Origin of the sequence: Grimontia sedimenti, assembly GCF_011045095.1 — a bacterium.
Lineage (GTDB): Bacteria > Pseudomonadota > Gammaproteobacteria > Enterobacterales > Vibrionaceae > Enterovibrio > Enterovibrio sedimenti.
The window spans coordinates 25,379-45,975 of sequence record NZ_JAALDL010000019.1; the positions used below are offsets into that span (position 1 = coordinate 25,379).

Annotated in this window: 21 protein-coding genes and 1 pseudogene; 13 read left to right on the plus strand and 9 right to left on the minus strand. The window is 48.2% G+C overall.

Features of this window, described 5'->3' with window-relative positions:
- Positions 1-22: 22 nt before the first annotated feature.
- The 3 genes from G5S52_RS19940 (at position 23) to G5S52_RS19950 (ending at position 2,301) form a co-directional block, all read left to right on the plus strand.
- Positions 23-1,171, plus strand: coding sequence for a mannitol-1-phosphate 5-dehydrogenase (locus G5S52_RS19940; protein WP_165017958.1), 1,149 nt, complete (start codon positions 23-25; stop codon positions 1,169-1,171).
- Between the two features lie 76 nt (positions 1,172-1,247).
- Entirely contained in the window at positions 1,248-1,778 is a 531-nt protein-coding gene (locus G5S52_RS19945) for an MltR family transcriptional regulator (RefSeq protein WP_165017828.1), read from the plus strand.
- A gap of 55 nt (positions 1,779-1,833) precedes the next feature.
- Positions 1,834-2,301 carry an ASCH domain-containing protein gene (locus G5S52_RS19950; protein ID WP_165017831.1) on the plus strand — a complete coding sequence of 156 codons (468 nt, stop codon included), beginning with the start codon at positions 1,834-1,836 and terminating at the stop codon, positions 2,299-2,301.
- A gap of 78 nt (positions 2,302-2,379) precedes the next feature.
- On the opposite strand, the gene G5S52_RS19955 is transcribed toward G5S52_RS19950, so the two are convergent.
- Complete coding sequence (locus G5S52_RS19955; protein WP_165017834.1) at positions 2,380-3,597, minus strand: diguanylate cyclase; 1,218 nt, start codon at positions 3,595-3,597, stop codon at positions 2,380-2,382.
- Positions 3,598-4,073: 476 nt separating this feature from the next.
- Here G5S52_RS19955 and G5S52_RS19960 point away from each other — a divergent pair, with 476 nt between their 5' ends.
- A complete protein-coding gene (locus tag G5S52_RS19960; protein WP_165017837.1) occupies positions 4,074-4,238 on the plus strand; it encodes a hypothetical protein in 165 nt (54 codons plus the stop codon).
- A gap of 54 nt (positions 4,239-4,292) precedes the next feature.
- Here the strand turns inward: G5S52_RS19960 and pepT are convergent, their stop codons facing one another.
- Both pepT and dcuC read right to left on the minus strand, forming a co-directional pair.
- Entirely contained in the window at positions 4,293-5,540 is a 1,248-nt protein-coding gene (gene pepT / locus G5S52_RS19965) for a peptidase T (protein WP_165017840.1), read from the minus strand.
- Positions 5,541-5,625: 85 nt separating this feature from the next.
- Entirely contained in the window at positions 5,626-6,987 is a 1,362-nt protein-coding gene (dcuC, locus tag G5S52_RS19970; RefSeq protein ID WP_165017866.1) for a C4-dicarboxylate transporter DcuC, read from the minus strand.
- Positions 6,988-7,456: 469 nt separating this feature from the next.
- Between dcuC and G5S52_RS19975 the strand changes: the two genes are divergently transcribed.
- Both G5S52_RS19975 and G5S52_RS19980 read left to right on the plus strand, forming a co-directional pair.
- Positions 7,457-8,050, plus strand: coding sequence for a LysE family translocator (locus G5S52_RS19975; protein ID WP_165017869.1), 594 nt, complete (start codon positions 7,457-7,459; stop codon positions 8,048-8,050).
- A gap of 14 nt (positions 8,051-8,064) precedes the next feature.
- Positions 8,065-8,895 (plus strand): helix-turn-helix domain-containing protein, encoded by an 831-nt coding sequence (locus G5S52_RS19980; RefSeq protein WP_165017872.1) that lies wholly within the window; start codon positions 8,065-8,067, stop codon positions 8,893-8,895.
- Here G5S52_RS19980 and G5S52_RS19985 read toward each other — a convergent pair whose 3' ends face one another.
- Positions 8,896-9,684, minus strand: a complete 789-nt coding sequence (locus tag G5S52_RS19985) for a DODA-type extradiol aromatic ring-opening family dioxygenase (protein ID WP_165017875.1) — start codon at positions 9,682-9,684, stop codon at positions 8,896-8,898.
- A gap of 149 nt (positions 9,685-9,833) precedes the next feature.
- Here G5S52_RS19985 and G5S52_RS19990 point away from each other — a divergent pair, with 149 nt between their 5' ends.
- The 3 genes from G5S52_RS19990 to G5S52_RS20000 all read left to right on the plus strand — a co-directional run bounded on the left by G5S52_RS19990 (position 9,834) and on the right by G5S52_RS20000 (position 12,539).
- Entirely contained in the window at positions 9,834-10,463 is a 630-nt protein-coding gene (locus G5S52_RS19990; protein WP_165017877.1) for a LysE family translocator, read from the plus strand.
- Between the two features lie 86 nt (positions 10,464-10,549).
- The gene (locus G5S52_RS19995; RefSeq protein WP_002538405.1) at positions 10,550-11,209 is read left to right on the plus strand and encodes a response regulator transcription factor; all 660 of its coding nucleotides are present in this window, start codon (positions 10,550-10,552) and stop codon (positions 11,207-11,209) included.
- Positions 11,199-12,539: an ATP-binding protein gene (locus G5S52_RS20000; protein ID WP_165017880.1), complete on the plus strand. Its 1,341-nt coding sequence runs from the start codon at positions 11,199-11,201 to the stop codon at positions 12,537-12,539. Before G5S52_RS19995 ends, G5S52_RS20000 begins: the two co-directional genes overlap by 11 nt.
- 87 nt (positions 12,540-12,626) lie before the next feature.
- Here the strand turns inward: G5S52_RS20000 and G5S52_RS20005 are convergent, their stop codons facing one another.
- Positions 12,627-13,904: an LssY C-terminal domain-containing protein gene (locus tag G5S52_RS20005; protein ID WP_165017882.1), complete on the minus strand. Its 1,278-nt coding sequence runs from the start codon at positions 13,902-13,904 to the stop codon at positions 12,627-12,629.
- A 41-nt stretch (positions 13,905-13,945) separates the two neighbouring features.
- On the minus strand, positions 13,946-14,677 hold the full coding sequence (locus tag G5S52_RS20010; protein WP_039849897.1) for a glycosyltransferase family 2 protein: 732 nt from the start codon (positions 14,675-14,677) through the stop codon (positions 13,946-13,948).
- 214 nt (positions 14,678-14,891) lie between these two features.
- On the opposite strand from G5S52_RS20010, the gene G5S52_RS20015 reads away from it, so the two are divergent.
- From G5S52_RS20015 to gltS, 3 genes and pseudogenes are all read left to right on the plus strand, one after another.
- Positions 14,892-15,674 carry a class I SAM-dependent methyltransferase gene (locus tag G5S52_RS20015; RefSeq protein ID WP_205744001.1) on the plus strand — a complete coding sequence of 261 codons (783 nt, stop codon included), beginning with the start codon at positions 14,892-14,894 and terminating at the stop codon, positions 15,672-15,674.
- A gap of 78 nt (positions 15,675-15,752) precedes the next feature.
- A pseudogene (locus tag G5S52_RS20020) lies at positions 15,753-16,084 on the plus strand (DUF4144 family protein).
- A 164-nt stretch (positions 16,085-16,248) separates the two neighbouring features.
- Positions 16,249-17,478 carry a sodium/glutamate symporter gene (gltS, locus tag G5S52_RS20025; protein WP_165017885.1) on the plus strand — a complete coding sequence of 410 codons (1,230 nt, stop codon included), beginning with the start codon at positions 16,249-16,251 and terminating at the stop codon, positions 17,476-17,478.
- A gap of 70 nt (positions 17,479-17,548) precedes the next feature.
- On the opposite strand, the gene G5S52_RS20030 is transcribed toward gltS, so the two are convergent.
- Complete coding sequence (locus G5S52_RS20030; RefSeq protein ID WP_165017888.1) at positions 17,549-18,097, minus strand: YbhB/YbcL family Raf kinase inhibitor-like protein; 549 nt, start codon at positions 18,095-18,097, stop codon at positions 17,549-17,551.
- 127 nt (positions 18,098-18,224) lie between these two features.
- Between G5S52_RS20030 and yqfB the strand changes: the two genes are divergently transcribed.
- Positions 18,225-18,545 (plus strand): N(4)-acetylcytidine aminohydrolase, encoded by a 321-nt coding sequence (gene yqfB / locus G5S52_RS20035; RefSeq protein ID WP_165017964.1) that lies wholly within the window; start codon positions 18,225-18,227, stop codon positions 18,543-18,545.
- A 57-nt stretch (positions 18,546-18,602) separates the two neighbouring features.
- Here yqfB and G5S52_RS20040 read toward each other — a convergent pair whose 3' ends face one another.
- Positions 18,603-19,841 (minus strand): cysteine desulfurase-like protein, encoded by a 1,239-nt coding sequence (locus G5S52_RS20040; RefSeq protein WP_165017891.1) that lies wholly within the window; start codon positions 19,839-19,841, stop codon positions 18,603-18,605.
- Entirely contained in the window at positions 19,819-20,454 is a 636-nt protein-coding gene (locus G5S52_RS20045) for a 2OG-Fe dioxygenase family protein (protein ID WP_165017894.1), read from the minus strand. The genes G5S52_RS20040 and G5S52_RS20045 overlap by 23 nt, the downstream gene beginning before the upstream one ends.
- Between the last annotated feature and the right edge of the window lie 143 nt (positions 20,455-20,597).

Below are 20,597 nucleotides of genomic sequence, written 5' to 3' on the forward strand. Positions count from 1 at the left end.
TTTTGTTGGTGAGGTAATGATGATGAAAAAAGCTGTCCATTTTGGTGCAGGCAATATCGGCCGCGGTTTTATCGGTAAATTGCTTGCAGATTCAGACGTCGCAGTGACATTTGCAGACGTGAATGGTCCTTTGATTGACCAATTGAGCCACGAGCAAAAATACAATGTTCGAGTGGTAGGAAAAGACAGCAAGATAGATGTGGTGAAACACATCACTGCGGTCAACTCCATGAGCAAAGACGTGGTTGACCAAATCGCGAATACTGACATGGTCACCACCGCAGTTGGCGCAAATGTGCTGGACAAGATTGCCCGCACGATTGCAGAAGGTTTGGTGAAACGCTTTGAGCAAGGTAATGAGTCACCTCTGAATATCATTGCCTGCGAAAACATGGTGCGTGGCAGTACACACCTGAAAGCCGAAGTTTATGCTCACCTCAATGAGGAGCAGCAAGCCAAGGCAGACGAGTACGTTGGGTTCGTCGATTCTGCCGTAGACCGTATCGTTCCCCCGATGGATGCGGCGAACGACGACCCACTTGAAGTCACCGTTGAAAGCTTCAGCGAGTGGATTGTGGACGACCAGCAGTTTAAGGGAGAAATCCCTTCTATTGTGGGTATGGAACGCACCAGCAACCTGATGGCGTATGTAGAACGCAAACTGTTCACGCTGAACACTGGGCACTGCATTACCGCCTATCTGGGATGCATGGCAGGCTACCGCACCATTCGTGAAGCAATTGGCGACCCTATCATCCGCATGGATGTGACGGAGGCGATGAAAGAAAGCGGTGAGGTGTTGATTCAGCGCTACGGTTTTGACCGCGAATTGCACTACGCCTACATAGAGAAAATCATTGAGCGCTTCTCCAATCCGTTCTTAGTAGATGAAGTCGCAAGGGTTGGACGAGAGCCCATCAGAAAACTTGGCAGGAATGATAGATTAATCAGACCGTTACTCGGTACAATTGAGTACGGTACGGCAAACGATGCGTTGCTCAAGGGCATAGCAGCGGCACTCAAATATGAAAACGCCACTGACCCCCAAGCCGTCGAGTTGCAGGCTTATTTGCAAGAGCATGGTGTGATGAAAACCCTCACCCACTATTGCGGCCTAGAGGCAACCAGCAAAGAGGCTCAGAGCATTGAATCAATCTTCAGCCAGCTTTAAACCTGTCCCTTTGCTGGAAGGGAAACCAAAAGGAGGGCGAAAGCCCTCCCCAAAGAGAAAACCAACTAAGGCAAAAATGGTAGCGCCGGTAAACGAAACGAACATACTAGAAAAGCTGAATGCTGCGCTGACTGTGCGAGGGTTCTTTATTGCCTCCGTTGATGTATTCACAGACGCTATCGACCAGCTCATCCAACGCATTTTCCGTAAGGACGATTTCGCGGTGAAGTCAGTGGTCGGTCCCCTGCTTGATGACACTGGACCACTGGGCGATCTCTCGGTCCGCCTCAAACTGCTTTATGGCTTGGGTGTGCTACCTGATCCTGTTTATCAGGACATCAATGAAATCATCAAACTTCGCAACCAGCTTAACAGCGATGGCGAAGAGTACACTTTCACGGATCCATTCATTATCAACGCGATCAAGTCACTCAACCTGGTTGAGAAAATGGGAATGGTGAAGCTGGAAGTCATGCAGCCAGATGACGATGTAGACCTTGAGTTCTACCAACTTCAACTTAAACGCCAGCAACAAATGATCGTCTCAGGCCTTTCTCTTGCCATTGTGGAAATCTGTAACGAACTTAACAAAGAGAGCCCCTTCTAAACCCATTGGAAGCGATATACTTCCGGCACGCACTACCCGCCAGAAGTTAAAAAGCATGGACGCTCGCTCTCAAGAATATCTCAATGCATTTCTCAACACTCTCTCCCCGGAAAAGCGCGACAGCTACACCAGCTTTTCAGCAGACTATTTCTGCGCCGACGAACACAACGCCAATACGTGTGCGGAACTGATTAAGAAAGGAGAAAAACGCGCAAGTTGTAGCATGGCGCTTTGGTACAGCCAGGAAGGTGAAGAACGCCCACAAGTCGGCCACCTGCATGTTGTGACCGATTGGTATGGCAACCCACACTGCATTATCGAAATCACTGACGTTTCCGATTGCCCGTTTAATGAAGTCACCGCGGAATTTGCTGCTTCAGAAGGTGAAGGGGACAAAAGTTACGCGTGGTGGCGGGAAGCCCATTGGAACTTCTTCAGCAAGGAATGCGAAGAGCTGGGTATCGAAATGAAAGAGGATATGCTGTTGGTGTTGGAGAGGTTTGAAGTGGTTTACCCACGCTGAGCAAACCACTTCATTTTCATCTCCCAAACGACCTGAAAAAAAGTATCAGCCGCGTTGGCAGTCGTTAAAGCCTTGAGTTTATTGGTACACCACTTGGTTACGTCCATTACCCTTCGCTTCATACAATCGGTCATCGGCGACTTTGATTTGTTGGTCAAGATTCCCCATCACATTTGATACGCCAATACTGATAGTCACCTGTATATTTTCCTGTTGGTGCGGTATTGGCGTTCTCTCAATGCGCTGACGCATTTTTTCTAAACTGGCGACAAAGTCTTCGAACTGACCATCTGCCTGAATGCAAAACTCCTCCCCGCCAAATCGCGCCACCACCTCATTCGGGAAATAAATTTTGAGGATGTTTGCGACCATGACAATCGTGGCATCGCCGACATCATGACCATAGTTATCGTTGACCTTCTTAAAGAAATCGATATCCAACATGGCGATGTTACGTATTCTCTCGTTGCAGCCAGACGCTTCTCCAAACAGAAACCTACGGTTCCACAACCCAGTTAACGCATCCTGATTTGCCATTCGGAATAGGTCTGAATTGGCCTCTTTCATCTCAAGAACCTGATGAACACGGCAGTAGAACTCTTCTTGGTTAAAAGGTTTTTTAAGGAAGTCATTTGCACCCGCTTTTAGAAAACGGGCTGTGAGAGTGTTTGCGTCGCTTCCGGAAATTCCAAGTATCGCTAATTGGTTTTTATCAATCTTTTGGCGGACATCGTGAATCATGGAGATCCCGTCTTTAACCGGCATATCGTGATCAGTGAGCACCAAGGTGATATCCGGGTGTTGTTGAATGAGTTCTAGCGCTTGTAGTCCATTCTCCGCTTGCAACGTTTGAATATACTGGTGCTCTAACAAGTGCACCAAGTGATGGCGAACCGTCATCGAATCATCCACGACAAGACATTTATGTTGTTGATTGTTCGTCAGGCGCTGAATCAGTGGCAATAGATAAGAGACTGACGCCATGCTGTCTTTCAGAATGTAGTCCAGCACCCCTTTCGCCAGCATTTTCTCACGGATGTCATCCTGAAACATGGCGGTAAGAACAATGACTCTCTCATTTTTCTCCAACAAGAGGTCAATAATTTCACCGTCTTGGGCGTCTGGTAAACAATAATCCAACACGGCGCATAATAGGTTTGGTTCTGATTTTAAGATCGTTTCTGCGGCGTCGTAACTTTCAGCCAAAAGAACCTCATAACCTGAATGAGTTAAGATTTGATTCAAATAATTTCTAAAAGCGCGACTGTCCTCTACGACCAGTATTTTTCTGCTCAAGGTCGTACCCTTATTCCCCCACAAGTAACATTTTTAACAATAGCCAACAATTCATACAGGGTTATTAAAATTTTCGACTACGACAATGCAAATCGCGCTTCCACATTCATACACCATTCAAATAGACATCACCGTTGCTCTTTAGCTGTCAATCGGCCTCATGATTTAACGAGGCTTAAAAATCTTATACAAACAATAAGAAAGGGATAATTCACCATTTAGAAAGTCGCCAAAAAACCAGCATGACCACTGCGTTTCTGGGAGGTCACCACAGTGCTTTATATGGTGTAAAAAATGTTATTTTAGCGATCTTATATATGAGAGGGTTTGTACGTATTTATTACAGAAAACGGAATATAACTTTGGAACGATATCCATGAGAAAATAAAAGGCGACAACAGCTTACTGGATTAATCATTGTGGAAAACCGAAAAATCGCGAACACTGTATAAAAATTAAACGAAAAAGGTTAAGTCATGACTTTGGTTCTTACCGTGATTATTTTTCTGGTGTGTATCGTTTTGCTGGCGATTGGCGTGGTATTTTCCCGCAAGCCAATCAAGAGCAGTTGCTGCGCGTCTTCTGAACTTGATAAAGACAAACCTTCCTGCGCTGTTACTCCTCGTGATACCGAGAAATAATGGCAACAAAAAGGCGAACCATCAGGCTCGCCTTCCTTAGATCTGAACGCCCTGTCAGCCGCGTTCAGCGGTAATCTTGATAACTTCCACTACCACAGCGCTGGCCGCTTTCAGTGACTTCACCGGCAGGTATTCGTAGATCGAGTGGAAGTTATGCGCACCAGTGAAAATGTTCGGACATGGCAATCCCTTCTGGGAAAGCACTGCGCCGTCATAACCTCCACGCATTGGAATGGCCTTCATCTCAATGTCGTTGCGCGCGTAAGCCAGCTTGGCAATATCAATCGGGAAGCCAGCATCACCTTCCAAACTGTTTGCCACGTTCTCATAGCGATCCGCCAGCGTGATAGAAACACTTCCCTCACCCCATAAAGAACCACAGCTTTCAGCAAGGTTTTTCAGGAAGTTCATGCGGGTTTGATAACCGTCTTTGGTAAAATCACGCACGTCCATTTTCAGCACGGTTTTTGCGCTGTTACCGGACATCTCCTTCACCCAGTAGTAACCTTCCGTGCCTTCGGTATATTGTGGCGCTTCGCCTTCCGGCAGCATGCTGATGAACTTGTGTGCCATCAGCAGCGAGTTTTTCAACTTGCCCTTGGCGGACATAGGGTGCGCAGATTGGCCTGTGAAGGTGACAACCACATCACCCGCATTCCAGTTTTCATGCACAAACTCGCCAATGCCACAACAATCCAGGGTGTAGCCAAAATCAGCGCCAAATGCCTCTACATCAAATGCTTTTGCGCCGCGAAGTCCTTGTTCCTCATCTGGCACGAAGGCCACTTTCACGTCACCATGCGGGATGTCAGGGTTAGCGACGAGGTAACTTACAGCATCCATAATCGCAGCAATCGCGGCTTTGTCATCTGCGCCCAACAGGCTGGTGCCATCTGTGACTAGAATGTCATCGCCGACATAATTCGCCAGTTCCGGAAACTCTGCCAATTTCAGGGTAATGCCCAGCGCTTCGTTCAGGCTGATGTCTCCGCCTTTGTAGCTGACAATTTTCGCTTTGGTGTCGTTGGTTTGTTCTGCACTGGTATCGAGGTGCGCAAAGAAGGACACGGTTTTAACCTTATCTTTCTGCTCCGCGGGCAAATTGGAAGGCAAGGTTGCGGTCAAAATGGCGGTATCTCGCAGTTCGATATCCACAAGGCCCAGAACTTCAAGTTCGGATTTAATCAGGCGTGCCAGTTCCATTTGCCCCTCAGACGACGGCATGATGCCCGCTGCGCCTTTCTCGCGGCTGGTGGTGGTGTTGATGCGGGTGTATTGCAAAAATCGGTCGACGATATTCATTTTTCTATCCATTCCATACCACTGAGGCCATGAACAATTCGCCCACAGCCTCAGTAAAATTATCGTTATTGGTTAGCGTTGATGTCTAAACAAGGAATTGCGAACAAACCAACGCCGTCACCAGACCACCCACCATTGGGATCATGGTGCGTTTTGCCAGTTCAATTGGCGATACGTTTGCGGTCGCCGCACAGGCAATGACCACACCCGCCACTGGTGATGCAGAACGCATGATGCCCGCCGCCAACTGCATTGGCATCGCAACGTGTGCTGCGGTAGTACCCACTTGCGCTGCCACATCCGGTGCCAGGTTAGAGAAGCTGAAGAATGAAGCGTTACCCGAGCCAGACAGCATGGTCACCACAACAATAATGGCCACAAGGATCAGCACCATTGCCATGTAGCCCAAGCCAAGGTTTGCCGCGCTGCCCAACAGCAGGTCGATAAAACCGATAGTTGTCAGACCGACGACGAATACCTGTGCGGAGATAATCAGGCTCACCACACTGGTGAACACGTTGCCCATCCCTTCCAGATACACTTTAAGTGACGCCGCAACTTGCTTGCCATCACGGGTGTAAATGAAGTCAGCAACCATGGCAACAAACAGCGCGATAAACATGGCCGTCACCACGTCCATTCGCACACTGGTAACCGCAAACTTACTGAACACCAGCAGCAACATCAGTGGCAAAACAGGCAGGATCGCAAACCATTTTGGCGCTTCACGCTGTTCTTTCGCATCAATGTTGAATTCATAGGTCACGCCTTTTTCCGCATCTTTCTTATCGAAATAACGCTGACTGAAGAAGTGCAGAACCGCAATCACAATCATGGTCACGATAGCGACAGGCAGCTGATAGCTTGCAAAGTAGGTCGCCACATCAATGCCTGACACTTCTGCGGCTTTGTTCGCCGCCGAAGACGCCGGGCCCAAGTCCAAACAACCTGTGGTTGCAACAACCGCCGCCGCAGCAGCAGGGTTACAGCCTACGCCGACCAATACAGGGTACATCGCCACCAACAGCAAGAGCGCAAGACCGGTTGCACTAGGAATGAAGATGTTGATGAGCTGGCCGATAACGTAGGCCATCGCCAATACCAGATAAGGGTTTTTAATGTGCGAAAGCGGTTTGGTGGCGATTTGTACCATGGCATTGGCCGCGCCAATATGGCCCATGTACTTAGAGAAACCGCCAACAGCCATGATGATTAAACCCAGCTTCGCCAGTGTGGAAGAAGAAAGCACCTTGATGACTTCGAAGAAGTCGACAATCACCGAACCGGTTGTTTTACCCCCTTTCGGAATAAAGTCAGTCGCACCGTCCATGACGCCAAGTGCAATCATTAACAAACCGGCAAGAAATAAAACAGCTTGGGTATTATATTTTTTAACAATGAAGTAGCCGACACCAAATATTATTGGCAAGGCAAGAAAAGTAACCATTTAGACCCTCATCTGATACTGCAAAATGTCATCATTTCAAAACGAGAATTTCTAAAGACACTGAGATAGTGGCAATCTGGCAGAACACCAAAAACCCTAAGACAATGAAAATAAAACAATTAATTAACAATGTTTAATGAGGGATTTTCGTATCTAGTGCAGAAAAACCCCTCAAAAGCATACTCCCACTGCCACTAGGGGAGTTCAAGGGAAATGGAATTCTGGTGATAGGTTCTGTGATTGGAATTAGTTATTTAAAAATGAGTCAGACCAATAATAATATTTCAATCAATTAATTGATTAATGTCTATTCTTTGAACCGGGAAATAATATTGGCACACCAATATTTGTGTGTAATTCATCCTATTTGTGGTTATTGCTTGTCCTCCCCTCTATGAATCGCTGCAATATCGTTCAATAACTTCCCTTCTGGCTTTGCTAACGTCTTCTTCATCAGAAAGGAGAAGCAATGAACAGTCTGATTCTGGCGATGACCACCTTTGCCTTGGTCGGTGCCGTCACACCCGGCCCAGTGAATATTCTCGCCACCAGCACGGCGATCACCCAAGGGCTAAAAGAAGCCATTAAACATGTCGTCGCGGCTTCGCTGGCGTATGCATTGGTAGTGATTCTTTGTGGAGGAGTGATGCAAAGTTTACTGTCGTTGATCCCTTCGCTGGAAACCACCATGCAACTCCTTGGTAGCGCATTTCTTTTGTATCTTGCCTACAAAATTTTCATGGCACCTGTCTCCGCCATTGAGAAAAACGCTCAGACGCAATCAGGTTGGTGGACAGGTTCCATCACCCAGCTTCTCAATCCCAAGGCGTGGTTATATGCCCTTTCCGGCGTGAGCATTTATGTGGTTGGCAGGGAAAACGAAGTGTATTGGCTGGGGATGTATACTTTCGTTTCTTTGCTGGTGTGTCTGATTAGCATCGGCTTTTGGGCTGTGCTTGGACACATTTTGTCCAGCAAGCTTGAAAACCCCGCTCATCAGCGCCAGTTTAATAGAGTGATGGCGATTGTATTGGCATTGTCTGTCGCGGCTATATGGATTTAGTCAGGGAACGAACAATGAAAAAGGACACCTCCACACAGTTCAAACAAAGCACGCTGTTGCCTTGGGTGGAAATGCGCGTCGCCAATCAAAGCCGCGCCTGTTATGAAGCCCACTCCCACGATGAGTTTTCGTTTGGCATTATTGAGCAGGGCCATTCTGACTATAAAAACCGTCATCGCGTGAATGATGTTCGCATTGGCGATATCGTCACCATTAATCCCGCTGATGTGCATTCCTGCAATCCAAAAGGCAACACCTGGTCTTACAGCATGTTGTTCGTCGATACGCTGAAAATGGGCGAAATCCAACGGGACATTCTTCAACATACACACCGTGGTTACAGTCAGGACTACACACCTTTCAAGAACGATTTGGAGCGCAATCCGCTCATTCAAACCCGTTTTCTGGCGTTGTTGGAAGCATTGATAGATGACAACAGCCCGCTAAAGGCACAGGTGGCGTTTTACGACTTTATTGAATCCAGCTTTTGGCAGCACAAATTGAGCGCAGAGAAAACTCAGCGTGAGGGCGATGTTGTGCGAGTCAGGGAAAAAATGCTGGATGAGCTCACCGAAATACATCAGCTCGACAGTTTGGCAGAAGAAGCGGGAATGAGCCGCTATCAATTAATTCGTGCATTCAGACAGCGTTTTGGTCTGCCACCCCACGCTTACCTGATGGATGAAAAAATCAAACGTGCGAAAGTGCTGCTTCGTGAAGGGAAGGAAATTTCAGAAGTGGCTTTCGAACTCGGCTTTTCCGATCAGGCGCATTTTCAGCGCCACTTCAAAAAGAAACTGGCAGTGACACCTAAGTACTACCAGTCCCATTTTATCGACGACTAATCAGCCGAATCGATAAGCATCCATCGCCAGCAGTTTGTCATCTTGCCAGCTTTGGTGAATGCGCACTGCGTCGTCTTCCCCGCTTGCACCAAGCGCCGCGACCAATGGCAGGAAATGGTCATCCGTCGGGTGATTAAAGCGAGCATTCGGCGCGTCAGTCAGATAATTCACTACCGCTTCGTGGTCTTTGTTTTCCAGCTTGTGCGCAATCCAATCCGTAAACGCTTCCGCCATCGCAGAGCCATTCGGCGTTTTCTGACGACTGAAAATTTCACGAAGGTTGTGGGTTATCGCGCCTGAACCAATCAGCAGAACGTTTTCTTTTCTTAGCGGCGCGAGCATTTTCCCGAGCTCGTAGTTCATCTTTGCGCCTTGCTTACTGCTGATAGATACCTGCACCACAGGAATGTCCGCATCGGGATAAATCAGCCGTAGCGGTATCCAAACACCGTGGTCCCATCCTAAATCCTCATCTAACACTGCGCTATACCCAGAAGCTGACACCATATCTGCAATTTTGTAGGCCAGATCAGGTGCGCCCGGTGCGGGATAGGTCAGTTCATAAAGCGGCTTTGGAAAGCCGTAAAAGTCGTAGATCACCGAAGGCGAGGCACCGGAAGTGATCACGACATCATCATCACTGTCGAGATGACCTGAAAAAATGACGATCGCTTTAGGTTTGTTGAGTGTGCCACCCAGCGATTTCATAAACCGGGAAGCATCACTGTTATCAACTGCCAGCGTTGGACCACCGTGCGATAAAAATAGAACAGGTTGGGTCTTATTCATTGATGTGTCTCCTTTTTCTAACCTCCCGCGAAGTTTCTCGTTTCTGTCTCTCAGCGGTATCGATATCTAACGTTACAGCAGATATAGTCGAAGAATTAACCGCTTGAATTTGACAATCTCGTTCAAAAAAATCGAACAGAGGCGCTGATATGGAAATCCAAACCTTATTACTGTTTGTGGTGGCTTCACTTTCTATCAATCTGATCCCCGGTCAGGATGTGGTTTATATCGTGTCCAACACCATGGCAGGAAAACTAAAGATGGGGCTTCGCGCTGCAATGGGTTTAGGTGTGGGCTATTTCGTACATACCTTCGCAGCGGTGTTTGGCCTATCGGCGATTATCGTCAATTCCGCTGTCGCCTTTATGGCGGTGAAGTATCTGGGAGCCGCTTACCTTTTGTATTTGGGTATTTGTGCGCTGAGAAACTTCTTTTCGGGCAATTCGAAGATCACTATCAGCGCTTCCGATGCGGGCAATAACATTAACGTTTTCAAACAAGGCGTGATGGTGGCGGTGTTGAACCCCAAAGTCGCATTGTTTTTCCTGTCATTTCTTCCCCAGTTCATTGACCCGACAGCGGTCTCCCCCGAATACCAACTTCTGGTTCTTGGCGTCGTCTTTTGCATCACCGCCACACTTTGCAATCTCTCATATGCCATTGTGGGAAGCTGGTTGTTCTCGTCGGCAAAATCCCAACGATTCTCGCGTGTGATTGAAGGGACCTCAGGTGTTCTCTTGATTGGTTTGGCAGGAAAAATCGCCTTGAACAGAGAGTAGACTCCTATTCATAGCTCGCTGTTTTACCTAAATTTCACTTTTCCTCGACCATACTTCTGATAGTTCGAGATCAAACAGGATAAGAAATGAAAATATTAGTGGTAGAAGATGAACCACAGTTAAGTGAACAAATACTCGATACCTTAGAAAAGAATGGATGGGTGCCGGAGCTCTCTGAAGATGGCATCGACGCCCTGTATCGCGCTACCTCAGAGCCTTGGGATGCCATTGTGCTCGATTTAGGGCTGCCGAAAATCGATGGCCTGACAGTACTGAAAAGCATCCGCGACGAGAATATCAACACCCCGGTTATCATCCTTAGCGCGCGTGATACCCTTTCGCAGCGCGTTGAAGGTCTGAATGCCGGTGCTGATGACTACCTCACCAAGCCGTTCGAAATGCTCGAACTCATTGCCAGACTTCGTGCTCATCTAAGACGTGCTTCCGGCAGTGCATCGCCTGTACTACAAATGGGTGATTTGAGCCTGGATACACGAACGTCGACCGTGCTTTGGCAAGGTCAGGCAGTCACGCTGACCGCGCTGGAATACAAAGTGGTTGCTTACTTCATGCATAACCCTGAGAAGATGATTTCCAAAACAGAACTGGTTGAGCATATCTACAAGCAGGATTTCGAGCGCGACTCCAACACCGTCGAAGTTTTCATTGGGCGAATACGCAAGAAGATAGCGCCAGACATTATCAAAACCGTACGCGGGTTGGGGTATCAACTCAATGCGCAGTAGAGTCAGCTATATCGGCAAACTGAGCCTGAAAAGCCGCCTGCTTTTGGCAACCGTGATTTGGGCAACCGTCATGATTTCTATTGCCGGGATCGGAATCCCAGTGCTGATGAACGATTATCTCGTCACGGCGACCAAAGAGCGCTTACAGCTGTCGATGGATGAAATCTCCAACAACTTGCAGCTTGATGAAAATCAACAGTTGGTGTTGGCTCAGCCTCTGTCAGACGCCCGTTTTGAACGTCCTTTCAGTGGGCTGTATTGGCGTATGACTCAGGGAACGACGGTATTGCGTTCACCATCGCTGGCGGACAAAGATTTCAAACTCTCTGACGGGCCCATCAAAGAAATGCTGGGGGCGAGGAAAGAACCTCTCATCACCATTACCCAGACCTTCGTACCCAAAGGCGGAACAGCACCAGTCACCGTCAAAATTGGTATCGATGAAGATCCCACCGAAGACGTATTGCAAAGCCTCTCCAGTAAGCTTTGGGTGATTTTGTCCATGCTGTTCGTGGGCGTGATTGTGTTGGTTGGCTTGCAAGTCGCGTGGTCGCTGCTGCCGCTAAATGATATGCAACGGGAGTTGGTAAAACTTAAAGAAGGCAAACAAGATGCCCTCAGCACTAACTACCCGCAGGAAGTCTCGCCGCTGGTGTCCGATCTCAATGCCTTACTGTTTCACTATCACGAGTTACTTTCCCGTGCCCGACAACATGCGGGCAACCTTTCCCACGCGCTCAAAACGCCTTTATCCGTGCTTAAAAATGACGTGCTTTCACTGGATGAGGAAAGCCAGAAAAAGCTGCTGCCCTCGATTGAGCGTATCCAGAACCAGATTGACTACCACCTTGGTCGCGCCCGGGTCGCAGGCTCAATGAATATCCTCGCGGTGAAGTCCAACCCCAGCACACGGGTGGATGCGATCACGCTGGCATTCGACAAGGTTTATGCTTCTCGTGAAGTCATTGTCATTAACGAGCTTGATGATGAATTTGATGTTGCCGTCGACCCTGCTGATTTGGATGAAATGCTGGGGAATCTCATCGAGAACGCTTATAAATGGGCAAACACCTTGGTGCGGATTTATGCTATCGATGCGGGAAAAGAAACCGTTCAAATCTGTGTTGAAGATGATGGAGAAGGCATTCCCGACGAAGAGCTAACCAACGTGCTCAAACGCAGCTTCCGACTCGATGAATCCACGCCAGGCACGGGCCTTGGACTCAATATCGTCAATGAAATTGCCCACAGTTATCGTGGGAGCCTCGAGTTAACTAAAGGAAGCATGGGCGGATTGAAAGCAGTGCTGACAGTGAAGCTCGCCCGCTAGAGGCTGTTGACACTATGGGAAGAAGAGTTTGGACTATTGTGAGCCGCCAATCATGGCGGTTCTTTTTCATCTAAGGGCTAACTTCATCTAAGGGCTAACATTCGCTAGCGATATCTCATTGTCGCTAACCACCAGCACCCTCCCATCGCTGTAATAATCGTGGTGGTCATCCACCGCTAGCGGGGTCAATGCCTGATAATACTCTGTTGAAAGCTGGGGAAGCTGCGTATTGATCATGTTCGCCAGTTCATCGCGCTCTGCGTCGATATTCGGGTCAATGCTGTGTAGTACGGTGATAATCCCTGAATACATGGTCAGCTTTAACCCATCGTCATAGCTAATGGCACCTACCCACAGTGGCTGATTCAAATCTTTATCAATCCCGGCCTGCCACCAGCGAATATGTGAGCGTTTCAGTAAGTCGCCCGGCAATTGGAACGCCATATCCTGAGGACGTTCATTCCAGAATAAATCGGATACAGGTGGTGTCTGACCTTTCAGCAGATCAACATAGTCAGCCCAATCAATATCGTTACGGGAGAAAGTTTGATTCTCCAGCCAACCTAATTCATTCATCATGGTTCTTGGCGACTCACCAACATAAAGCACATTCACCCCTTGCGCATCAAAGAATGGCGATTTGCCAGGGTAAACTTTGTAGGTCAATGAAACCGGCGTTACCGTCTCTGTCGGCACCGCATCGACAAAGTTGTCGGCATACCAGAAGTAATGGCTGTAATTTACGCCAAGCATGGCGATCAGAAAGAAGGCACTGACTTTTGGCACTAACTTCTTCCATTGGAAGGCATAGCCTATCCATGCAAGAATCGCGGTCGCCGCGATGGCCATTAAGCTATATTGGTGCTCGCTGACCATCGAGACAATGGTGTCCAACAGAGGAAATTGCTCAACGCCTGCGGCCAACAAATAACCCCAGAGGATGAACTGCCCTGCGCCCAGAATCAGACCGATTGTCGAGTAGAGCGTGAAACGTCCCCATGAGACCTTCTGTGAACCAGCCATAAAGGGAACCACCCACGCAACCGGCCCCAATAGTCGGGCGAAGGTCATCGCATAGGCCCCTTTTGTCGCCATCAAACGTCGGCAACGTGCAAATGCTCTGCGGGTTTTTGGCTGCCACTTCATCAGTTTTTGCTGCACTGGTTTACCGAATTTCCGTCCTGCCAGATAGCTGAGTTGGTCGCCGAGAAAACCGCCCAGCAAGACCATGATCACACCTGTGATAATGCCGTCATAAAGCTGGTAACCCGCGGCCAGCAGGAAAGGCTCTGCTGGCACAAATAAGTTGGGGCCTATCAGCGCGTCAAAAAAAGCGCCTAGAAATAAACCGATAGACTCAAACATGATGGCCTCTTAATCCTTCGCTTTGATTCATTCCGTTGGGCTTACTTTTGGTCCTGATAGTGACCAAAGCGGTATTCCATTTCGTTATTGCGCATCTCACCGAAGAAGAAACGTCGGAAGTTGGCCTTCAGGTATACAAAGCCTGTTGCAACCATGCCGTCTTGATCCAATCGGCGCGGGTCGAACTGGAAAGCCTGATTAATGAAGCGAAAGCGCATCAGCTTGCTGGCACGGCGAACGTAATCACAGTCTTCACATAGGGTGATTTTTTCATCAAAGCCTTCGAGCTGTTTGTGTGCCGTGCGGGTTGAGAAAATACATGCCCCCACGGCTGTCGGAAAGAAGAACTGTGTGGCAAACATGCCGCCATTAAATGCTGCGTAGCACACCTTCTGGACCGCTGGCAGCGCCTTGGCACCCATGTAAACACCAGCTACCTGAAGATTCTTTTCATTCAGTTCTTTCAATGATTTTTCGAGGAATTCTGGTTCTAAACGCACATCGGCATCCAGAAACAACACGCGTTCATGGTTAGCAATGGAAGCGCCCGTGTTACGACCAAGGCTGACACCACGGGTTTCCATGCGATGCACAGTCAATGCTGGCAGATGCTTTTCAAATGAGCGGGCAACATCGCGGGTCGCATCGTCGCTGTTTGAATCCACCAACACCACTTCGAAGTCTTGATGAGTCTGGTTGACCAAGTCATCCAGCAGTCGACCAATACGCTTTTCTTCATTGAGGGTAATAATGACTACGCTGATAGGTTCCATTTCTTTCTCCTTCATTTGATTGATAGAGAGAGAATAAAGAACCCACACTTAACGCCCGGTGAGTGCGATGTTCAGATTCAGTTCATGTTAGAACCTGGAAAAGAAAAAGAGAGAAGCATATCCAGTTTATGAGTGAATATCTGGCGCTGCTTGGCAATGGGATATAGGGTCAGTCCAGATTTGTTTTCGAAAGCCACATTAATGGTGAACAGCGATGGAATTGGATTATTTAAGACTCAACAAAGAAGCGTGGGACAAGCGAACGGCGGTTCACATTGAATCAAAGTTCTATGACGTTGAAGCGTTCAAGCAGGGGAAGTCTTCACTCAATGCCATCGAGCTAGAACAAGTCGGAAACGTAGAAGGTAAATCCTTGCTTCATCTCCAATGTCACTTTGGCCAGGATACCCTTTCCTGGGCGCGTTTGGGCGCAAAAGTCACTGGCGTAGACCTGTCACCCGCTGCGATTGAACAAGCCCAATGCCTCAGTCGCGATTTGGGCCTCGAAGCAAGGTTTATTGAAAGCGATATCTACGAATTTGAGGAGAGCAACACAGAGCAATACGATGTCGTTTTCACCTCTTACGGCGTGCTTTGTTGGCTACCGGATCTTTCGCGCTGGGCAAAGACCGTCGCAGGCGCACTGAAAGTGGGCGGGGAATTCCACATCATCGAGTTCCATACTTTTAATGACTTACTCTACGGTTACTCCTACTTTCCAAGTGAGGAACCAGATATTGAAGAGGAAGGCACTTACACAGAAAACTGCGATGGCACCACATCGACCATGGCTACCTGGCCACATCCTCTCAGCGAAGTCATCAATGCGCTGATTCAGGCAGGCCTTCGAATTGATGCTTTTGCTGAGTATCCATATAGCCCCTATAACTGCTTCGAAGGTTTGGAGTATGTAGAGCAAAAAGGCTATCAATTACTTCACAAAGGCCAGCAAGTACCATTGCTATATGCCATCAAAGCCACGAAAGACGCTCGCTGACTTCCGAGAAATGGTTGTCAGTGAACCAATGGTGGGTGTTTAATTCGCTGGTCATTATCAATTCAAAGAGAAACAACAATGTCCTCTACCCCAGTTTGGCCAGCCATTTTAAAACTCGATGGAGACGACGAACTGCTTTTTTTGCCAGTCAAAGCCAGTTTGAAGATGAAGCAACAGACATGATTTTCAGCGACGAAGATATTCTGATTGATTCCGAAGGTGCCAGCTTTTTACTGTCGATGGAAAGCCGACAAATTTCACTGGTTCCACACACTAAGCAATTCGAGGCCATCACGGTTTCTGCACTGGTTCAAGCCCATGAATTTTGCAAAGCAGAAGTCTGTCTGACCAAAATTCATTTCCCCACCGTGAGGGAGGCCATTGCAGCGTTAGCATCATTCAAGCGATGAGTACTCTCGATGAAAAACAGACATGCCCTGTGTGAGATCCACCGCAATTGATCTGCGTATCTTCAGTCATTTACGCTTACAACCCCATCACTACTGTTCCTTGTCATAACCCTATGTTTAGCTAGCCTCACTCGACGCTAAAAACAACTAATGGGTGAGATAACGTGGAATTCCTGCTTGAACAAAACCTGATTCAGGTAAGCTCTTTTTTCGCCGTAACGCTCGGCATTTTGGTTCTGTTTATCGGACGGAGACTGAACCAAGCCGTTCCTGTATTGAAAGAGTTCAGCATTCCTGAGCCTGTTACTGGCGGCATCCTATTCTCCGTGTTGTTTTCACTTTTTTATGCCTTCACAAGTATCGAAATCTCCTTCAATCTCGTCGCAAGGGACATATTGCTGGTCTATTTCTTTACCACTATCGGCATCAACTCCAGCCTTGGAGATTTGATGAAAGGCGGACGACCCCTGGTGGTTCTCCTGCTCATCACGATAGGCTATATGGTGGTGCAGAATCTGACGGGGATTACCGTTGCAGGGTTGTTTGGTCTTGAAACCCCTGTTGGTTTGTTAGGCGGCAGCGTTTCCCTGATTGGCGGACATGGCACAGCGATCGCTTGGTCTCCAAGAATTGCTGAGGAATACGGTATTTCCAATGCGATGGAAATTGGTATCGCCAGCGCCACCTTTGGCCTTATCCTCGCCAGCTTAATGGGTGGCCCCATCGCCAAGTTCCTTATTCAAAAGCACCAGCTAAAACCACAAACCGTTGAACCTTTAGATATCGGCTCAGAAGAAAACCAAGCGCCAAAGCAAATCAACAGCTTCGATTTCCTTGATGCCGTTCTGGCGATTCATATCTGTATCATTCTGGGTTTTGTTATTAATGAAGGGATATCGGAGCTTGGTCTGCAACTGCCGCTGTTTGTCAGTTGTTTGTTTGCTGGCATCATCATGACCAATCTCGTCCCCAAGTCTTTCCCAAGGCTAACAGGCACGCAATGGCCATCACGCAAGCCTGCCGTTGCTTTGCTGGCAGACATTTCACTGGGTACATTTTTGGCAATGTCTTTGATGAGCATGCAACTTTGGACGCTCATCGATTTAGCAGGCCCGATATTTACCATCCTCGCCGCCCAATTCCTCGTTGCGGTATTGATCAATATTTATCTGGTGTTCCCAGCCATGGGTAAGAATTTTGATGCTGCAGTGATTTGTAGTGGCTTTGGTGGTATCTCGCTGGGTTCTACGCCAACCGCAATGGCGAACATGTCAGCCGTATCTCAGCGCTACGGTAACTCGCATTTGGCATTCATTATCGTGCCTTTGGTGTGTGCTTTCTTTATCGATTTGGTTAACGCACTGATGATTCCCTTCTTCTTGGCGAACTTTTAATTGGCTTAAATTGGCACTTGGACCAAGTGCCAATCATCCTCATCTCGTGTTTTCTCTCGTTACCCTCTTTTCAGTCTCTGGCATTCGTTGGTGCAATGAGTTGTGCTTCTCCAATTCGGTGTTGGAGGATGTTATATCCAGCCAATGCTGGAGAGCCTTCGGCGGGTACATCCAGTTTCTCCACATCTAACGCAAAGACAGTAATCTCGTAGTTATGTTTGGATGCTTTGGGTGGAGGACATGCCCCGCCAAAACCGACAACACCAAAATCGTTGCGCTGCATTTGCGCACCTTTTGGCATGAGGCTTCCCCCTTCTTTTCCGGCATTAAGTTTTAGATATTGCACATCGGCAGGGATGTTAATCATCACCCAATGCCACCAGCCGCTGCCAGTTGGTGCATCCGGGTCATACATGGTCACCGCATAACTTTTGGTGCCTTCCGGTGGGTCGACCCATTTCAGCTCTGGCGAATGATTGTTTCCCGTGCAGCCCCAGCTATTAAAGATCTGACCTTTCTTGAGCGACTCTCCTTCTGTGATCTGCGGGCTTGTCAGCGTCATGGCAGATGCACTCGTCGCTACAAACAGCGAAAAAGCCGCCATCAATTTAGGATTCATTGTGGTGTCCTTCTTTATGGATGAACCCCAAGTATTGTCGGGTATAGCGCGGCTAAATGTTTTCTTTGTGAGATGCAAAAACACGAATATACTCGCGCTCTGTTATCAGCTAAATGCAGGTATGACTGTGAATCAGGCACCAACAAAAATCACTTTCTTTGAATGGCTGACGCCGCTTGTCGCATCAGGAAAGAAAACCATCACCATTCGCGATGAATCAGAAAGTCACTATGTGCCGGGAACGCGCGTCGATGTTCACACGCTGGAAAAGGACAAGTACGTCTGCCAGATTGATATCGTGTCAGTAGAAAAAATTGGTTTTGATGACATCAACGAAGAGCACGCCGCTCAGGAATTCATTCCGCTGGAAGAATTAAAGCCATTGATCCGCGAAATCTACCCAAACGATGAAGATTTCTATGTGATCACCTATACGCTGGTCGCCTAACTTCTGGCAGACGATGATATGCAAAGGCCACCCGAGGGGGTGGCCTTTCTGTTTCTGCTACAGAATACTTTTCAGCGCATGAAAGAAACGGTCAATTTCCTCGAAGGTGTTGTAGTGCATCAGCCCGACACGAAGGATGCCGCCTTTCTCTGTCACGCCAAACGCATCGGTCAGTTTGTCTGCGTAGAGATGGCCACTCCAGACATAGATTTGCTGCTTGCCCAGAGCTTCTGCAATCTCCATGGGATCACGGTCGCCGAACCGCAAGGCAAATGTCGCCGTTCGTCCTTCCACTCCATCAATGCCATAGAGTTCTGCGCTCTCGACGCTCTGAAGTTTCTCAAGGAAGTAAGCCAAAAGTGCAGACTCGTATTGATGGAGGTTGTCATAGCCCTTCGCCAATCGGCTGCGTAAGGTGTCACCGTCCCCCAAGGACGCCAAATACTCAACAGACGCAACAAAGGCACTCAGTGCTTCGAAGTTCAATGTACCGGTTTCAAAACAATTAGGGGCAAAGCCTGGGGCTGGCTCCACTTTGTAAGGCGTCACAGCTGAGAGCAGATCGAATTTCCCGTAAAGAAAGCCAAGGTGAGGCCCGTAAAACTTGTAGGCAGACCCCGCGAGGAAATCAACATCCAGCGCTTTCACATCCACCAGTTGGTGAGGAAGCAAATGCACGGCATCAACAAACACTTTTGCACCCACTGCATGACTTTTGGCAATCACGGCTTCTAGGTCAGTAATGGTGCCCGTAATATTGCTGGCTGCCGTAACAGCCACCAGCTTGGTTTTCTCGCTAAGTAGGGTCTCAAGCGTATTTAAATCCAGTGTACCGGAACGATCTTTAATCGGCAGATGATGAACCGTCACACCACGATCTTGGGCGGCCATGATCCAGCTTGATCGGTTGGCACCATGATCCGCGACAGACACGATCACTTCATCGCCTTCCTCCCATTGCTGGCTCAATGCGCGGCTAAAGCTGAACGTCACTGACGTCATGTTCGCCCCGAAGAAGACTTCATTTGGCGCTGAACCCAACAAAGCCGCGGCACATTCCCTGGCTTGTGTAACCAAATCCACCGTTTCCTCACTAACCTGGAATTTCCCGCCAAGGTTTGAGTTGCCGCCTTTCAGGTACGCGCTGAACGCATCAATAACGGAATCTGGCATTTGTGTGCCACCGGGACCATCAAGGTAAACCGGAGTGACGCCCTTTACTTCTCGCTGCAACGCAGGAAATTTGGCTCTTAATGCATCGATATTGTTACGGTTAAGCGGTGAATACGAAGACATCGCGCACTCCCTCCTCGCCTCGGTTACTCGACAGTGTTTCTGAGATGTGGTGATAGTATCGTTGGTCATCCAGAATGATGAATTGGTTTGGTTCCAGCACTGTATTCAGATGCGGATGCTGATCCACAGGTGATGAGAAAATCTGAGTGAAACCACCAGCAATGTTTTTGCGTTGCACACAAAAAATGCCCACAAAGCGGAAGCCGTCTTGGTGAATACCTTCAGGAGCAGGCGCACTGGTGTCGTTGGCTGAGCAAGTTACGCGGATTTGATGAACGTCGATGTTAGCGCCGGTGTGCTCAAGCCCAGTGGCGCTGGCAAAGGATTTCAGCAGATGGTGAAACTCCGGCAAATCAATCATGTCATCAGACATAGGTTCAAAGTGGCGTTCAATATCACCCACTACCCGGTTTACCTCGGATGACTGCATGAACGGCGCATGGGGTAAACGGACAATATCGCCTTTGTCTGAGAGCGAAAAACGGGCATAGCTTCGGAAACGGACATCGCTATCGACATAGGGATCTTTGGGTAGCTCACCGAAGTAAGGGAGCAAGGTCGAAGCAACATTCTCGGGGGTTTGGAAGGCTTCAATCAGAAACTTGTTTTGCATATCTCATTCCTTGTGGATTGGTCTGACAAAACCCAATCTGTTACTAGATTGTTAAAAGAATCTTATGCCACCCAAATACATTTCATCAATAGCAAAAACCAAATAAAGTTTGATATGCCAGTATTAAATCTCGTCACTTTCCG

Bases quoted from the DNA above. Each gene is read 5' to 3' on its own strand.
- G5S52_RS19945 (WP_165017828.1), top strand. From the start codon at position 1,248: ATGGTAGCGCCGGTAAACGAAACGAACATACTAGAAAAGCTGAATGCT.
- G5S52_RS20015 (WP_205744001.1), top strand. From the start codon at position 14,892: ATGGAATTGGATTATTTAAGACTCAACAAAGAAGCGTGGGACAAGCGA.
- G5S52_RS20030 (WP_165017888.1), bottom strand. From the start codon at position 18,097: ATGAATCCTAAATTGATGGCGGCTTTTTCGCTGTTTGTAGCGACGAGT.
- G5S52_RS20040 (WP_165017891.1), bottom strand. From the start codon at position 19,841: ATGTCTTCGTATTCACCGCTTAACCGTAACAATATCGATGCATTAAGA.
- G5S52_RS19975 (WP_165017869.1), top strand. From the start codon at position 7,457: ATGAACAGTCTGATTCTGGCGATGACCACCTTTGCCTTGGTCGGTGCC.
- dcuC (WP_165017866.1), bottom strand. From the start codon at position 6,987: ATGGTTACTTTTCTTGCCTTGCCAATAATATTTGGTGTCGGCTACTTC.
- G5S52_RS19995 (WP_002538405.1), top strand. From the start codon at position 10,550: ATGAAAATATTAGTGGTAGAAGATGAACCACAGTTAAGTGAACAAATA.
- G5S52_RS20045 (WP_165017894.1), bottom strand. From the start codon at position 20,454: ATGCAAAACAAGTTTCTGATTGAAGCCTTCCAAACCCCCGAGAATGTT.
- pepT (WP_165017840.1), bottom strand. From the start codon at position 5,540: ATGAATATCGTCGACCGATTTTTGCAATACACCCGCATCAACACCACC.
- G5S52_RS20000 (WP_165017880.1), top strand. From the start codon at position 11,199: ATGCGCAGTAGAGTCAGCTATATCGGCAAACTGAGCCTGAAAAGCCGC.
- G5S52_RS19950 (WP_165017831.1), top strand. From the start codon at position 1,834: ATGGACGCTCGCTCTCAAGAATATCTCAATGCATTTCTCAACACTCTC.
- G5S52_RS20005 (WP_165017882.1), bottom strand. From the start codon at position 13,904: ATGTTTGAGTCTATCGGTTTATTTCTAGGCGCTTTTTTTGACGCGCTG.
- G5S52_RS19980 (WP_165017872.1), top strand. From the start codon at position 8,065: ATGAAAAAGGACACCTCCACACAGTTCAAACAAAGCACGCTGTTGCCT.
- G5S52_RS19940 (WP_165017958.1), top strand. From the start codon at position 23: ATGAAAAAAGCTGTCCATTTTGGTGCAGGCAATATCGGCCGCGGTTTT.
- G5S52_RS19985 (WP_165017875.1), bottom strand. From the start codon at position 9,684: ATGAATAAGACCCAACCTGTTCTATTTTTATCGCACGGTGGTCCAACG.
- G5S52_RS19960 (WP_165017837.1), top strand. From the start codon at position 4,074: ATGACTTTGGTTCTTACCGTGATTATTTTTCTGGTGTGTATCGTTTTG.
- G5S52_RS19990 (WP_165017877.1), top strand. From the start codon at position 9,834: ATGGAAATCCAAACCTTATTACTGTTTGTGGTGGCTTCACTTTCTATC.
- G5S52_RS20010 (WP_039849897.1), bottom strand. From the start codon at position 14,677: ATGGAACCTATCAGCGTAGTCATTATTACCCTCAATGAAGAAAAGCGT.